The 15,690-nt window shown below is 59.8% G+C and carries 6 protein-coding genes, 2 tRNA genes and 3 rRNA genes; 8 read left to right on the forward strand and 3 right to left on the reverse strand.

Annotated elements, in window-relative coordinates; genetic code table 11:
- Nucleotides 1–39: 39 nt before the first annotated feature.
- Both pcaF and paaN read right to left on the reverse strand, forming a co-directional pair.
- Nucleotides 40–1,242: a 3-oxoadipyl-CoA thiolase gene (gene pcaF / locus ACPTTC_RS02825; protein WP_423391497.1), complete on the reverse strand. Its 1,203-nt coding sequence runs from the start codon at nt 1,240–1,242 to the stop codon at nt 40–42.
- Between the two features lie 87 nt (nt 1,243–1,329).
- The gene (paaN, locus tag ACPTTC_RS02830) at nt 1,330–3,036 is read right to left on the reverse strand and encodes a phenylacetic acid degradation protein PaaN (protein ID WP_423391498.1); all 1,707 of its coding nucleotides are present in this window, start codon (nt 3,034–3,036) and stop codon (nt 1,330–1,332) included.
- 129 nt (nt 3,037–3,165) lie between these two features.
- Between paaN and ACPTTC_RS02835 the strand changes: the two genes are divergently transcribed.
- The 8 genes from ACPTTC_RS02835 (at nt 3,166) to ACPTTC_RS02870 (ending at nt 14,061) form a co-directional block, all read left to right on the forward strand.
- Entirely contained in the window at nt 3,166–3,942 is a 777-nt protein-coding gene (locus ACPTTC_RS02835; protein ID WP_039362373.1) for an enoyl-CoA hydratase, read from the forward strand.
- A 560-nt stretch (nt 3,943–4,502) separates the two neighbouring features.
- Nucleotides 4,503–6,035: ribosomal RNA gene (locus ACPTTC_RS02840) — 16S ribosomal RNA — on the forward strand.
- A 64-nt stretch (nt 6,036–6,099) separates the two neighbouring features.
- Nucleotides 6,100–6,176 (forward strand) — tRNA-Ile (locus tag ACPTTC_RS02845).
- Between the two features lie 37 nt (nt 6,177–6,213).
- Nucleotides 6,214–6,289 (forward strand) — tRNA-Ala (locus tag ACPTTC_RS02850).
- A 293-nt stretch (nt 6,290–6,582) separates the two neighbouring features.
- Nucleotides 6,583–9,464 (forward strand): 23S ribosomal RNA (locus tag ACPTTC_RS02855).
- 131 nt (nt 9,465–9,595) lie between these two features.
- Nucleotides 9,596–9,708 (forward strand): 5S ribosomal RNA (gene rrf / locus ACPTTC_RS02860).
- Together the 16S, 23S and 5S rRNA genes with 2 tRNA genes alongside form the textbook arrangement of a ribosomal RNA operon.
- Before the next feature lie 467 nt (nt 9,709–10,175).
- On the forward strand, nt 10,176–12,251 hold the full coding sequence (locus ACPTTC_RS02865; RefSeq protein WP_423391499.1) for a molybdopterin-containing oxidoreductase family protein: 2,076 nt from the start codon (nt 10,176–10,178) through the stop codon (nt 12,249–12,251).
- A 136-nt stretch (nt 12,252–12,387) separates the two neighbouring features.
- Nucleotides 12,388–14,061 (forward strand): long-chain fatty acid--CoA ligase, encoded by a 1,674-nt coding sequence (locus ACPTTC_RS02870; RefSeq protein ID WP_423391500.1) that lies wholly within the window; start codon nt 12,388–12,390, stop codon nt 14,059–14,061.
- A 273-nt stretch (nt 14,062–14,334) separates the two neighbouring features.
- Here ACPTTC_RS02870 and ACPTTC_RS02875 read toward each other — a convergent pair whose 3' ends face one another.
- Entirely contained in the window at nt 14,335–15,486 is a 1,152-nt protein-coding gene (locus ACPTTC_RS02875) for a porin (RefSeq protein WP_226195291.1), read from the reverse strand.
- Nucleotides 15,487–15,690: the final 204 nt, after the last annotated feature.

Consider the following 15,690-nt stretch of genomic DNA (forward strand, 5'->3'; position numbering starts at 1 on the left):
TCTCCTTCATGACTTCGTTATAGGCGCGCGATGCGTGGGTTACACGCGTTCGATCGCGAGTGCGATGCCCTGGCCGACGCCGATGCACATCGTACAGAGCGCAAAGCGGCCGCCCGTACGCTCGAGCTGGTGGAGCGCCGTGGTCACGAGCCGGGCGCCCGATGCGCCGAGCGGATGCCCCAGTGCGATGGCGCCACCGTTCGGGTTCACGCGCGGATCGTCATCGGCGATGCCGAGCATGCGCAGCACCGCGAGACCTTGGGACGCGAATGCCTCGTTCAACTCGATGACGTCGAACTGATCGATGGTCATGCCGAGTTGGCGCAGCAGTTTTTGCGTCGCCGGCGCGGGCCCGATGCCCATCACGCGCGGCGCGACGCCGGCTGTCGCCATGCCGATGACGCGTGCGCGGCGGCGCAGGCCGTACTGGTCGGCTGCCTGCGCATTGGCGAGCAGCAGCGCGCACGCACCGTCGTTGACGCCCGATGCGTTGCCGGCCGTCACCGAGCCGTCCGGGCGCACGACACCCTTCAGCTTCGCGAGTGCTTCGAGCGACGTCTCGCGCGGATGCTCGTCGCGCGAGACGACCACCGGATCGCCTTTCTTCTGCGGAATCGTGACAGCGACGATTTCGTCGGCGAGCGTGCCGTCCTGCTGCGCACGCGCGGCCTTTTGCTGGCTGCGCAGCGCGAACAGGTCCTGGTCGGCGCGGCTGATGTTGTAGTCGACCGCGACGTTCTCGGCCGTCTCGGGCATCGAATCGACGCCATACAGCTGTTTCATCAGCGGATTGATGAAGCGCCAGCCGATCGTCGTGTCGAAGATGTCGGCCTGGCGTGCGAACGCGCTCGCGGCCTTGCCCATCACGAACGGCGCGCGCGTCATGCTCTCGACGCCGCCTGCGATCATCAGGCGCGCCTCGCCCGCCTTGATCGCGCGCGCGGCTGTGCCGACCGCATCCATCCCGGAGCCGCACAGCCGGTTCAGCGTCGTGCCGGGCACGTCGGTCGGCAGCCCCGCGAGCAGCGCCGACATGCGCGCGACGTTGCGGTTGTCCTCGCCGGCCTGGTTAGCGCAGCCGTAGATCACGTCGTCGATCGCCGCCCAGTCGACGTCACGGTTGCGCTCGATGAGCGCCTTGAGCGGCACCGCACCGAGGTCGTCGGCGCGGACTTCTTTCAGGGCGCCGCCGTAGCGGCCGATGGGGGTGCGAATCGCGTCGCAGATATAGGCGTCTGTCATGGGCGTATCGATGAGCAACGAACCCGCCAGGCGGCGGATTCGTTCATGGTAGAGAACGTGGCGGCGTTTGCACGTCGGCCATTCGGGTTATGCCGGTTGGCCGGCTTCCGCGGGTGCCGCCTTCGGCGCAACATGGACGCGGCTTTGCACCACGCGGAACCGGTTGGCGACGAACGCCGGGTCGGCCAGCGCCGCATTGGCTGCCGGGTTCGCGCCCGTGCCGTGGAAATCCGAGAAAGCTGCTGACTGGTTCACGAACACACCGCCCGTCAGGTTGATCGACAGCGCGACGCCACCGCGCACCGCCGCGTCGTGGGCGGCGTCGACGATCGCGTCGTCGGTGCTGTAGACGGAGAGGGTCAGCGCGCCATGTTCCGCCGCGATTTCCCCGGCGAGGTCGAGCGACTGCGCGGTCGAGTCGGTCGCGATCACGAACGAGATCGGGCCGAACCATTCCTGCGTGAATTTCTCGCGATCGGCCACGTCGAGTTGCAACACGAGCGGCGTGCGCACGCGGGCATCGGGGAACGCAGGGTGCTGGAGGGTCAGGCTGTCGGCGAGCACGCGGCCGAGCTGGCGGGCGTCGTCGATGCGTGCGGTCACGCCTTCGTTCTGGATTGCGCCGATCAGTTCGACCGAGCGTGCCGGGTCGCCGGTGAGTTTTTGCACGGCAATGGCGATTGCCTGTGCGACCTCGTCAAAGCTTGCATGACCGTCCGCCGTCCGGATGCCGTCGCGCGGCACATAGATGTTCTGCGGTGCCGTGCACATCTGGCCGGAGTACAGCGCCAGCGAAAACGCGATGTTCTTGGCAACTGCCTTCAGGTCGTCGGTCGAGTCGATCACGATCTGGTTGACGCCAGCCTTCTCTGTATAGACCTGCGCCTGATGGGCGTGGCGTTCGAGCCACGTGCCGTTTTGCGTGCTGCCGGTGAAGTCGATCAGCTTGATCTCGGGGCGCAGCGCGAGCGCCTGAACGAGTGCGCCGTCGTTGGGTTCGGTCGCGAGGAGCGTGACGACGTTCGGATCGAAACCGGCTTCGCGCAGCACGTCGCGAGCGATCCGGACGGTGATGGCGAGCGGCAGGATCGCACCCGGATGCGGCTTGACGATCACGGTGTTGCCGGTTGCGAGATCGGCGAACAGGCCGGGATAGCCGTTCCAGGTCGGGAACGTGCAGCAGCCGAGCACGAGCCCGGTGCCGCGCGGGACGATCGTGTAGCGCTTGTGCATCGCGAGCGGCGGGTTCTTGCCTTGCGGCTTTTCCCAGTGCGCATCGGCCGGGATGCGGCGCAGTTCGTCCCATGCATAGGCGACTGCCTCGAGCGCGCGATCTTGCGCGTGCGGGCCGCCGGCCTGGAACGCCATCATGAATGCCTGCCCCGTGGTGTGCATCACGCTGTAGGCGATTTCGAAGCTGGCGCGATTCAGGCGCGCGAGGATTTCGAGGCTGACGCCGATCCATGCACTCGGGCCGGCTTCGCGCCACGAACGTTGCGCGGCCGCAGCGGCGGCGATCAGTTCGTCGGGCGTCGATTTCGGGTACCGGATGCCCAGTGAAATACCGTACGGCGACCGCTCTGAGCCGACCGTTTCTCCGGACGCCGGCTGGTCGAGCGCAAACGTCTTGTCGAGGTGCGACTTGAACGCGGCTTCGCCATCTGCGTTCGCGCTTTCCCCGTACACTTTGGGGCTCGGCATTTCGGCGAACGGGCTCCAGTACCCGCGGCTCTCGATGGCGGCGAGTGCGTGTTTCAGCGTGTCTTCGTGCTTCGTGAACAGTGCATGGGTCATGGCGGCAGCCTGATGGACATTGAGAGGGGTTGGATCGATTAATTAACCGACCGGTTGGTCGGAGAATGGTAGCATCAAACTATTCGCATGTGCGAGGCGTTTCTCATTTCATTGATCGAGGAGAAATAGATGGCTTACGAGAACATCCTGGTGGAGACCCGGGGGCGTGTCGGGTTGGTTACGCTGAACCGTCCGAAGGCCTTGAATGCGCTGAACGATGCCCTGATGGATGAATTGGGTGCCGCGCTGAAGGCGTTCGATGCGGACGATGGCATCGGCGCGATCGTCGTGACCGGGAGCGAGAAGGCGTTCGCGGCCGGCGCGGACATCGGCATGATGGCGACCTACTCCTATATGGATGTCTACCGGGGCGACTACATCACGCGCAACTGGGAGACGGTCCGCGAGATCCGCAAGCCGATCATTGCCGCGGTTTCGGGCTTTGCGCTGGGCGGTGGCTGTGAACTGGCCATGATGTGCGACATCGTCTTCGCGGCAGACACGGCCAAGTTCGGCCAGCCGGAAATCAAGCTGGGCGTCATGCCGGGTGCGGGCGGCACGCAGCGCCTGCCGCGCGCGGTGTCGAAAGCGAAGGCGATGGATATGTGCCTGACGGCCCGGTTCATGGATGCTGCCGAAGCGGAGCGCGCGGGGCTCGTCTCGCGCGTGCTGCCGGCCGCCACGCTGCTCGACGAGGCGCTTGCCGCCGCGGCGACGATCGCCGAGTTTTCGCTGCCGGCAGTCATGATGGTCAAGGAGTCGGTGAACCGCGCGTACGAGACGACGCTGGCTGAAGGCGTCCACTTCGAGCGTCGGCTGTTCCATTCGCTGTTCGCGACCGAAGACCAGAAGGAAGGGATGGCGGCATTCGTCGAAAAACGGAAGCCGGTGTTCAAGCACCGCTGATGGGGCTGCTTGGGTAGTTGGCCGGCGACAGGGCCGGTATCTGTCGCCGGCGTTCCGCGCCCGTCGAGCCCCCAGCCCCCGTGCGCGATAGCGCACGGGGGCTTTTTCAAAATATTTTCACAAAGGGGCTTGCGTGGTTGGGGGCGGGTGCTTAGAATCACGCCTCTTTCGCGCTAACGGAAACGCGGCGCGGAAGAGGGAAGCAGGGTCGGTGGTGTGCGGCAGTCTGGCGCGTACAACTGGCCTGGAAGTTGAGCCCCGCAGTCGCAACGATGTGTTAAAAAGTTGTTGACGAACTGCGAAACACGGTTCATAATCTCGCTTCTCTGCTGCTGAAAACGCAGCGCTGCCGGGAAACACGAAGTTCCTCGCAGAATGCTCTTTAAAAATTAACAGCCGATAAGTGTGGGCGCTTGATGGAAGCGAGCTGATCCTCGGATCAGATAGCAAAAGTATCAAGAGTCTCACACTAAAGTAAGTCAGGTTTATGAAGCAATTCATATTCCTGTCAGCTTTGAGTGAGCGACCGGTTCGAAAGAACCGAAAACAGTAACAGGTTTAAACTGAAGAGTTTGATCCTGGCTCAGATTGAACGCTGGCGGCATGCCTTACACATGCAAGTCGAACGGCAGCACGGGTGCTTGCACCTGGTGGCGAGTGGCGAACGGGTGAGTAATACATCGGAACATGTCCTGTAGTGGGGGATAGCCCGGCGAAAGCCGGATTAATACCGCATACGATCTACGGATGAAAGCGGGGGACCTTCGGGCCTCGCGCTATAGGGTTGGCCGATGGCTGATTAGCTAGTTGGTGGGGTAAAGGCCTACCAAGGCGACGATCAGTAGCTGGTCTGAGAGGACGACCAGCCACACTGGGACTGAGACACGGCCCAGACTCCTACGGGAGGCAGCAGTGGGGAATTTTGGACAATGGGCGAAAGCCTGATCCAGCAATGCCGCGTGTGTGAAGAAGGCCTTCGGGTTGTAAAGCACTTTTGTCCGGAAAGAAATCCTTGGCTCTAATACAGTCGGGGGATGACGGTACCGGAAGAATAAGCACCGGCTAACTACGTGCCAGCAGCCGCGGTAATACGTAGGGTGCAAGCGTTAATCGGAATTACTGGGCGTAAAGCGTGCGCAGGCGGTTTGCTAAGACCGATGTGAAATCCCCGGGCTCAACCTGGGAACTGCATTGGTGACTGGCAGGCTAGAGTATGGCAGAGGGGGGTAGAATTCCACGTGTAGCAGTGAAATGCGTAGAGATGTGGAGGAATACCGATGGCGAAGGCAGCCCCCTGGGCCAATACTGACGCTCATGCACGAAAGCGTGGGGAGCAAACAGGATTAGATACCCTGGTAGTCCACGCCCTAAACGATGTCAACTAGTTGTTGGGGATTCATTTCCTTAGTAACGTAGCTAACGCGTGAAGTTGACCGCCTGGGGAGTACGGTCGCAAGATTAAAACTCAAAGGAATTGACGGGGACCCGCACAAGCGGTGGATGATGTGGATTAATTCGATGCAACGCGAAAAACCTTACCTACCCTTGACATGGTCGGAATCCCGCTGAGAGGTGGGAGTGCTCGAAAGAGAACCGGCGCACAGGTGCTGCATGGCTGTCGTCAGCTCGTGTCGTGAGATGTTGGGTTAAGTCCCGCAACGAGCGCAACCCTTGTCCTTAGTTGCTACGCAAGAGCACTCTAAGGAGACTGCCGGTGACAAACCGGAGGAAGGTGGGGATGACGTCAAGTCCTCATGGCCCTTATGGGTAGGGCTTCACACGTCATACAATGGTCGGAACAGAGGGTTGCCAACCCGCGAGGGGGAGCTAATCCCAGAAAACCGATCGTAGTCCGGATTGCACTCTGCAACTCGAGTGCATGAAGCTGGAATCGCTAGTAATCGCGGATCAGCATGCCGCGGTGAATACGTTCCCGGGTCTTGTACACACCGCCCGTCACACCATGGGAGTGGGTTTTACCAGAAGTGGCTAGTCTAACCGCAAGGAGGACGGTCACCACGGTAGGATTCATGACTGGGGTGAAGTCGTAACAAGGTAGCCGTATCGGAAGGTGCGGCTGGATCACCTCCTTTCCAGAGCTATCTCGCGAAGTTGAGCGCTCACGCTTATCGGCTGTAAATTTAAAGACAGACTCAGGGGTCTGTAGCTCAGTCGGTTAGAGCACCGTCTTGATAAGGCGGGGGTCGTTGGTTCGAATCCAACCAGACCCACCATTGTCTGGCGGTAACACCTGAGGCAATCTGTACTCATGGGGGCATAGCTCAGCTGGGAGAGCACCTGCTTTGCAAGCAGGGGGTCGTCGGTTCGATCCCGTCTGCCTCCACCAATCTTCAATGGGAAGCGTTTGGATCACACGAAAGTGACGTGTGAGACGAGCATTTGCCATTGGCGATTGAGCCAGTCAGAGTGATATGAGTAAAACCATATCGGCTGTCGTTCTTTAACAATCTGGAAGAAGTAAGTAATTTGGATAGCGGAAGCGTCTTGAGATGGACGTGGAAGTTATCCGGGTTGTGATTGTATCGATGTATCTCAAGATGATTCGAACTCTATGTTTGACTCAATTGGAATACGGCACAACGCGAGAACTCAACCTGTAACGAGACAGACTCGTTATAGGGTCAAGCGAACAAGTGCATGTGGTGGATGCCTTGGCGATCACAGGCGATGAAGGACGCGGTAGCCTGCGAAAAGCTACGGGGAGCTGGCAAACGAGCTTTGATCCGTAGATGTCCGAATGGGGAAACCCGGCCCTTTTGGGTCATCCTAGACTGAATACATAGGTCTAGTGAAGCGAACGCGGTGAACTGAAACATCTAAGTAACCGCAGGAAAAGAAATCAACCGAGATTCCCAAAGTAGTGGCGAGCGAAATGGGATGAGCCTTGCACTCTTTATTTGTATTGTTAGCCGAACGCTCTGGAAAGTGCGGCCATAGCAGGTGATAGCCCTGTAGGCGAAAACAGTATGAAAGAACTAGGTGTGCGACAAGTAGGGCGGGACACGTGAAATCCTGTCTGAAGATGGGGGGACCATCCTCCAAGGCTAAATACTCGTGATCGACCGATAGTGAACCAGTACCGTGAGGGAAAGGCGAAAAGAACCCCGGGAGGGGAGTGAAATAGATCCTGAAACCGCATGCATACAAACAGTCGGAGCCTCGAAAGGGGTGACGGCGTACCTTTTGTATAATGGGTCAGCGACTTACGTTCAGTAGCAAGCTTAACCGTATAGGGCAGGCGTAGCGAAAGCGAGTCCGAATAGGGCGTTCAGTTGCTGGGCGTAGACCCGAAACCAAGTGATCTATCCATGGCCAGGATGAAGGTGCGGTAACACGTACTGGAGGTCCGAACCCACTAACGTTGAAAAGTTAGGGGATGAGCTGTGGATAGGGGTGAAAGGCTAAACAAACTTGGAAATAGCTGGTTCTCTCCGAAAACTATTTAGGTAGTGCCTCGTGTCTCACCTTCGGGGGTAGAGCACTGTCATGGTTGGGGGGTCTATTGCAGATTACCCCGCCATAGCAAACTCCGAATACCGAAGAGTGCAATCACGGGAGACAGACATCGGGTGCTAACGTCCGGTGTCAAGAGGGAAACAACCCAGACCGCCAGCTAAGGTCCCCAAATATAGCTAAGTGGGAAACGAAGTGGGAAGGCTAAAACAGTCAGGAGGTTGGCTTAGAAGCAGCCACCCTTTAAAGAAAGCGTAATAGCTCACTGATCGAGTCGTCCTGCGCGGAAGATGTAACGGGGCTAAGCTATATACCGAAGCTGCGGATGCGTGCTTAGCACGCATGGTAGGAGAGCGTTCCGTAAGCCTGCGAAGGTGCGTTGAAAAGCGTGCTGGAGGTATCGGAAGTGCGAATGCTGACATGAGTAGCGATAAAGGGGGTGAAAGGCCCCCTCGCCGTAAGCCCAAGGTTTCCTACGCAACGTTCATCGGCGTAGGGTGAGTCGGCCCCTAAGGCGAGGCAGAAATGCGTAGCTGATGGGAAGCAGGTCAATATTCCTGCACCATTGTTAGATGCGATGGGGGGACGGATCGCGGAAGGTTGTCCGGGTGTTGGAAGTCCCGGTCGCTGCATTGGAGAAGGCGCTTAGGCAAATCCGGGCGCGTAATTCAAGGGTGTGGCGCGAGCTCCTTAGGGAGCGAAGCAATTGGAAGTGGTTCCAAGAAAAGCCTCTAAGCTTCAGTCTAACGATGACCGTACCGCAAACCGACACAGGTGGGCGAGATGAGTATTCTAAGGCGCTTGAGAGAACTCGGGAGAAGGAACTCGGCAAATTGGTACCGTAACTTCGGGATAAGGTACGCCCTTGTAGCTTGATGCGCCTGCGCGCAAAGGGTGAAGGGGTTGCAATAAACTGGTGGCTGCGACTGTTTAATAAAAACACAGCACTCTGCAAACACGAAAGTGGACGTATAGGGTGTGACGCCTGCCCGGTGCCGGAAGATTAAATGATGGGGTGCAAGCTCTTGATTGAAGTCCCGGTAAACGGCGGCCGTAACTATAACGGTCCTAAGGTAGCGAAATTCCTTGTCGGGTAAGTTCCGACCTGCACGAATGGCGTAACGATGGCCACACTGTCTCCTCCCGAGACTCAGCGAAGTTGAAGTGTTTGTGATGATGCAATCTACCCGCGGCTAGACGGAAAGACCCCATGAACCTTTACTGTAGCTTTGCATTGGACTTTGAACCGATCTGTGTAGGATAGGTGGGAGGCTATGAAACCGGAACGCTAGTTTCGGTGGAGCCGTCCTTGAAATACCACCCTGGTTTGTTTGAGGTTCTAACCTTGGCCCGTGATCCGGGTCGGGGACAGTGCATGGTAGGCAGTTTGACTGGGGCGGTCTCCTCCCAAAGCGTAACGGAGGAGTACGAAGGTACGCTAGGTACGGTCGGAAATCGTGCTGATAGTGCAATGGCATAAGCGTGCTTAACTGCGAGACCGACAAGTCGAGCAGGTGCGAAAGCAGGTCATAGTGATCCGGTGGTTCTGTATGGAAGGGCCATCGCTCAACGGATAAAAGGTACTCTGGGGATAACAGGCTGATACCGCCCAAGAGTTCATATCGACGGCGGTGTTTGGCACCTCGATGTCGGCTCATCTCATCCTGGGGCTGTAGCCGGTCCCAAGGGTATGGCTGTTCGCCATTTAAAGAGGTACGTGAGCTGGGTTTAAAACGTCGTGAGACAGTTTGGTCCCTATCTGCCGTGGGCGTTGGATATTTGAAGGGGGCTGCTCCTAGTACGAGAGGACCGGAGTGGACGAACCTCTGGTGTACCGGTTGTCACGCCAGTGGCATCGCCGGGTAGCTATGTTCGGAAGAGATAACCGCTGAAAGCATCTAAGCGGGAAACTCGCCTTAAGATGAGATATCCCTGGGGACTAGATCCCCTTGAAGGGTCGTTCGAGACCAGGACGTTGATAGGTCAGGTGTGTAAGCGCAGTAATGCGTTCAGCTAACTGATACTAATTGCCCGTAAGGCTTGATCCTATAACAAGTCTGTTTCGCGCTGATTACAGCGCGTCGGACTGGTTGGATTCTCGTGTGTGATACACACAACCTCAATTACTGCTTCTTCCCAGATTGGTTGTGCTGCGAAGCCAGCACAACAACCCCCTTTGCCTGATGACCATAGCGAGTCGGTCCCACCCCTTCCCATCCCGAACAGGACCGTGAAACGACTCTACGCCGATGATAGTGCGGATTCCCGTGTGAAAGTAGGTAATCGTCAGGCTCCCTTAGCCAGAAACCCCCGCCCGAAAGGCGGGGGTTTTTGCATTTCAGCGGCGGAAATGCACGGCGATCGGGATAGACGGCCTGGCTGGAGCTGGGGCGACGAATGCGCTGATTGAGGCCCCCGCCGTTCTCGAGCAATCCGCAGCGCTGCGCGCCCGGATCCCGGTTCGCTAAATGGCCCGTATCATTCGCGTTCATGTGGTTTATTGATCGTATCTCCGATCAAAAGCTTCCATTTCCCTCCCCAAGGTGTCGATTGCCGCGCGTCGCGCGAGATCCGCTTTCCATCGCCGACAATGAATGTCCGGTCGGCCATGCAAGTCCCTGCAGGCGACGCACCGAACCACCGCCCCCCAATTCCTCCCATCGCCTTTCAGCCAAATACCTCAGAACCCGTACGAAATGAACGCTTTATTCGGCGTGTCCACGTAAAATTTGCGAATCCCCATCTCGGCACTTAAAACGATGAACGCCGCCATTCAGGTAGCCCGGGCCGTTTGCCCGCACGATTGTCCGGACACGTGCGCAATGCGCGTGACTGTCGAAAACGGCAAGGCGATCAAGGTCACGGGCGATCCCGACCATCCGCCGACACAAGGCGTGTTGTGCACGAAAGTCAGCCGATACGCCGATCGCGTTCATCACCCCGACCGCCTCACCGTCCCGCTCAAGCGCATCGGCGCGAAAGGGGAAGGGCATTTCGTACCGATCAGCTGGGACGAGGCATTCGACGAGATCGGCCTTCGTCTCGGTGAAATCGCTGCGCGCGCACCCGAAGCGATCGTGCCGTACAGCTATGCGGGGACGATGGGGCTTGTGCAGGGGGAGGGCATCGCCCAGCGGTTCTTTCACAAGCTCGGCGCCTCGCGGCTCGAGCGCACGATTTGTGCAGCGGCCGGTGCAGCGGGGTTGCGTTACACCTATGGCGGTAGTCTCGGCATGCACCTCGAGTATTTCGAGGAAAGCGAGCTGATTCTGATTTGGGGAGCAAACCCGATCGCATCGAGCCTGCACTTCTGGACGCGCGCGCAGGAAGCGAAGCGCCGAGGCGCACGCCTTGTCGCCATCGACCCGTACCGTTCGCTGACAGCGGAGAAGTGTCACCAACACATCGCGTTGAAACCAGGCACCGACGGCGCATTCGCACTCGGCATGATGCATGTGCTGATTACCGAAGACCTGCTCGATCACGAGTACATCGCCAGCCATACGCTCGGCTTCGACGCGCTCAAGGAACGGGCGATGTCCTATCCGCCGGCACGCGTTGCGCAGATCTGCGGCATCGACGTGTCGGAACTGATCGACCTTGCGCGTCGCTACGGTGCTACCCGCAAGGCATCGATCCGCCTCAACTACGGCATGCAGCGCGTCCGCGGCGGCGGCAACGCCGTCCGCGCGATCGCAAGCCTGCCGGCGTTGACGGGCGCGTGGCGGGATCGGGCCGGCGGGCTGCTGCTGTCGTCGTCGGAATTCGCACCGGTCAACCAGGCGGCGCTGCTGCGTCCGGATTTGATGCCGGGTTGGCCTCACAAGCTGCCGCGCATCATCAACATGAACGCAATCGGCGACGCGCTTTTGCACCCGGGCGATGCAACCTTCGGGCCGAAAGTCGAAGCGGTGATCGTGTACAACTCGAACCCGGTGGCGGTTGCGCCGGACTCCTCGAAGGTCGCGGCGGGGTTCGCGCGTGACGATCTGTTCACGGTCGTTCTTGAGCATTTCAAGACGGATACCGTCGATTTCGCCGACATTGTGTTGCCGGCAACCACGCAGCTCGAGCATCTGGACATCCACAAGTCGTACGGCCACACCTACGTGATGGCGAACCTGCCGTCGATTCCTCCGGTGGGAGAGGCGCGGCCGAATACGGAGATCTTCCGAGGCATCGCGCGCAGCATCGGGCTGGAAGAACCCGCGCTTTATCACAGCGACGAAGAGGTCGCGCGTGCGGCGCTCCGCTGGGACGATCCGGTGCTCGACAGCGACTGGGACACGCTGAAGCGCGCCGGCTGGCTGAAGCTCAAGCTGCCGGAGGCGCCGTTCGCGAACGGCGGTTTCCGTACGCCGTCCGGCAAGTGTGAGTTCGACAGCCCGCGGCTCGAGCAGATGGGCGTGGATCCCGTGCCCGACTACCTGCCGCCGTTCGAATCGGCCGAGGCCGCACCCGAGCTCGCCGCACGCTATCCGCTCGCGATGATTTCTCCGCCGGCGCGCCACTTCCTGAACAGTACGTTCGTGAACGTCGACAGCTTGCGGCATACCGAAGGTGAGCCGCATCTCGACATCCACCCGTCTGACGCCGATGCGCGCGGCATCGCTGAAGGTGACGTCGTTCGCATCTTCAACGACCGCGGATCGATGCAGGCGCGCGCGAGAATTACCGATCGCGCACGCGCAGGGCTCGTCGTCGGGCTATCGATCTGGTGGAAGAAGCTGTCACCGGACGGCAGAAACGCGAATGAAGTGACGAGCCAGGCGCTCACCGATCTTGGCAATTCGGCGACGTTCTACGATTGCCTTGTGGAAGTTGAACGCACTTGATCGGATATCGCCGTATGATCGGACGATTTTCCACGGAAGTTCGAAGTGGACATCTAACCCTGTTGTCTCGGGGCGAGCGAGCCGTTACGATGCGTTTTAGCACGACCATTCGAAAATCTGTGAGGAGACGGGCAGTATGGATAAAATTTGGCTGAAATCGTACCCGCCCGGCGTTCCAGCCGAAATTGACGCGTCTCCTTATCCCTCTGTCCCGGACCTGCTCGACGAAAGCTTCCGGCAGTACCGCGACCGCACGGCGTTCGTCTGCATGGGCAAGGGCATCACATACGGCGAACTCGACACGCTGTCGCGCCAGTTCGGTGCGTGGCTGCAATCGCGCGGGCTCGCGCGCGGGGCGCGCGTCGCGATCATGATGCCGAACGTGCTGCAATACCCCGTGGCGATCGCCGCGGTACTGCGCGCGGGCTACACCGTCGTCAACGTCAACCCGCTCTATACGCCGCGCGAGCTCGAGCATCAGCTGAAGGACAGCGGTGCGGAGGCGATCGTCATCCTCGAGAATTTCGCGTCGACGCTGCAGGCCGTCATCGCGAATACGGGTGTCAAGCACGTCGTCGTCGCATCGATGGGCGATCTGCTGGGCATCAAGGGATGGCTCGTCAACTACGTCGTGCGCAACGTCAAGAAGATGGTGCCTGCCTGGCAGCTGCCGTCGTTCACGCGCTTCAAGGCCGCGCTGTCGGAAGGTGCACGCCAGGCATTCAAGGCGCAGAAGATCGGCCCCGATGACGTCGCGTTCCTGCAGTACACGGGCGGTACGACCGGCGTGGCCAAGGGGGCGACGCTGCTGCACCGGAACATCGTGTCGAACGTGTTGCAGGCGGGTGCCTGGCATCATCCGGCTCACGAGAAGTTTCCGGAGGTGAAACAGTTCGTGACCGTTGTCGCGCTGCCGCTGTATCACGTGTTCGCGCTGACCGTCTGCGGTTTCCTGACGCTGCGTACCGGCGGCATGGGCATCCTGATCCCGAATCCGCGCGACATCACCGGCATGATCAAGGAACTGAAGGGCTACCAGATCTCGACGATCCCGGCGGTCAACACGCTGTACAACGCACTGCTGAACCACCCCGAATTCAATCAGCTCGACCTGTCGAAGCTCGTGATCGCCAACGGCGGTGGCATGGCGATCCAGGAAGGTGTCGCGAAACGCTGGTACGAAAAGACCCATACGGCGATTATCGAAGGCTACGGGCTGTCCGAAACGTCGCCGGTGGCGACTTGCAACCCGGTGACGGCGACCGAGTACAGCGGGACGATCGGCTTGCCGCTGCCGTCGACCGAAGTGGCGATTCGCGACGATGCGGGCAACGATGCCGCGCTCGGCGAACCCGGCGAAATCTGCATCCGCGGGCCGCAGGTGATGGCCGGCTACTGGAACCGGCCGGACGAGACCGAGAAGGTCATGTTCGCGGACGGCTTCTTCAAGACGGGCGACGTCGGCGTGATGGATGCGCGAGGTTACGTGAAGATCGTCGACCGGAAGAAGGACATGATCCTCGTATCGGGCTTCAACGTGTATCCGAACGAAGTCGAGGACGTGGTCGCGTCGCATCCGGGCGTGTTCGAGGTGGCGGCGGTCGGCGTGCCCGACGAGCATTCCGGCGAAGCCGTGAAGCTGTTCATCGTGAAGAAGGACCCGGCGCTCACCGACAAGGACATCCTCGCCTACTGCAAGGAGCGGCTCACCGGCTACAAGCGGCCGAAGCTGGTCGAGTTCCGTACGGAACTGCCGAAAACGAACGTCGGCAAGATCCTGCGGCGCGAACTGCGCGACGGACGCGCATAACGGCGGTCGATCGGAACGAAAAGCCCGGCTTGTGCCGGGCTTTTCGTTTGCGGTGCGGCCCGGACGAGGCTGTTTCCGAACGAGTTCGCGTCCGGAATGGCCTTGTGGCGGTGGCAGTGCGTTTCGACGCAGCAGAGACGGCACGGTGCCCCGCGAACAGCGGGTCGCAGCCGGTACGATTCGCCGCGCGCCAGATTTGCAACGGCATCGACCGGAAAAGAAAAAGGCGCCCGAAGGCGCCTTCAATATGCAGCGGCTTGTCAGGCAAGCTGATTAGAACTTGTGACGGATGCCGACGCGTGCGGCGACCTGGTTGGCGGAGCTCGAACCCGCGAGACCGTTGATCGCTGCCGTTGCCTTCAGGACGTCGCCGTCCGAGTCGAGCACGTTGCCCGATGCATGCTGGTACACGCCGATCGCGTAGACGTCGGTGCGCTTCGACAGGAAGTAGTCGACACCCACCGAGCCTTGATGGTACTTGGCTGCCGAGTTGCCGTCGATCTTGCTGCCTTGCGTGTAGTCGTACGCTGCGCCCAGAATCAACGCCGGGGTCAACTGATACTTGAAGTTGATTTCGCCGTTGTTGAACGTCGCCGTCTGGTTCACGAACGGGCCTGCCGAGAAGCCCTTGAACTTGACGTTCGAGTACGTCGCGCCGATCGTCGCTGCGCCGAACGTGTAGGCGCCGCCTGCACCGATGACCTGGTACGTGTTCGCGTTGTTCGCGTACGCGCCGTAGACCGGCGACGAGACCGACGAAGACGTGGAACCGTTGTTGAACATGCCGCCGAACTGGTTCGGCGTACGTGCGTTCAAGTAACCGACGCCCAAGACCAGCGGGCCGTTGTTGTAGCCTGCGCCGAGCGACCAGACCTGGTTCTTCGAGAACTGGCCTGCCTGACCGCCGAAGCTGTACAAGCCGCCGAACGTGAAGCCGCCGTAGCTCTGGCTCGTGAACTTGACCGCATTGTTCACGCGATAGGCGTTGTTGAAGTTGTCGAGGTCACCCGGGTGAGCGGCGATGTAGCCACCCCACTGGTCACCTGCCTCGAGCGGGCCGACGAAGTCGACGACGGAGTCGTACTGGCGACCCAGCGTGACGGTACCGTACTGACTCGACAGGCCGACGTAAGCCTGGCGACCGAACATCAGGCCGCCCTGACCGAGCTTGCCGCTGTTCACGTCGAAACCGTTTTCGAGGGTGAAGATCGCCTTCAGGCCGCCACCGAGGTCTTCGGTGCCGCGCATGCCGAAGCGGCTGCCTTGCATCACGCCGCTGGCCATGCTGTAGAGGTGCTTGCCGCCTGCGTTGTTGTTGAAGAGCAGGCCTTCATCGATGATGCCGTAAAGCGTCACGCTGCTTTGCGCATGGGCAGCGCCAGCGAACGCGCCCAGCGCGACGAGCGCGAGAAGCGACTTTTTCATTAACGGATCTCCAAAATTCACTGAATTTTTCTGGCGGGGCGGATAGTTATGTTCTGTCGACGGGCCCCAGCAACTTCGCAAGAAGTCGCACGTAATGTAGCAAAACCGTTTTTTGCCACAAAGCGAAATGCCGCAGCTCAAGGTCGCCATGTTTCCTTTATGCAACAATGGTTAAAATCACGGGTTAACCGCAATTTCCGCTGA

Origin of the sequence: Burkholderia mycopellens (assembly GCF_964265025.1) — a bacterium.
In the GTDB taxonomy this organism is placed as follows: Bacteria; Pseudomonadota; Gammaproteobacteria; order Burkholderiales; family Burkholderiaceae; genus Burkholderia.

Bases quoted from the DNA above. Each gene is read 5' to 3' on its own strand.
- ACPTTC_RS02865 (WP_423391499.1), top strand. From the start codon at position 10,176: ATGAACGCCGCCATTCAGGTAGCCCGGGCCGTTTGCCCGCACGATTGT.
- ACPTTC_RS02835 (WP_039362373.1), top strand. From the start codon at position 3,166: ATGGCTTACGAGAACATCCTGGTGGAGACCCGGGGGCGTGTCGGGTTG.
- paaN (WP_423391498.1), bottom strand. From the start codon at position 3,036: ATGACCCATGCACTGTTCACGAAGCACGAAGACACGCTGAAACACGCA.
- ACPTTC_RS02870 (WP_423391500.1), top strand. From the start codon at position 12,388: ATGGATAAAATTTGGCTGAAATCGTACCCGCCCGGCGTTCCAGCCGAA.
- ACPTTC_RS02875 (WP_226195291.1), bottom strand. From the start codon at position 15,486: ATGAAAAAGTCGCTTCTCGCGCTCGTCGCGCTGGGCGCGTTCGCTGGC.
- pcaF (WP_423391497.1), bottom strand. From the start codon at position 1,242: ATGACAGACGCCTATATCTGCGACGCGATTCGCACCCCCATCGGCCGC.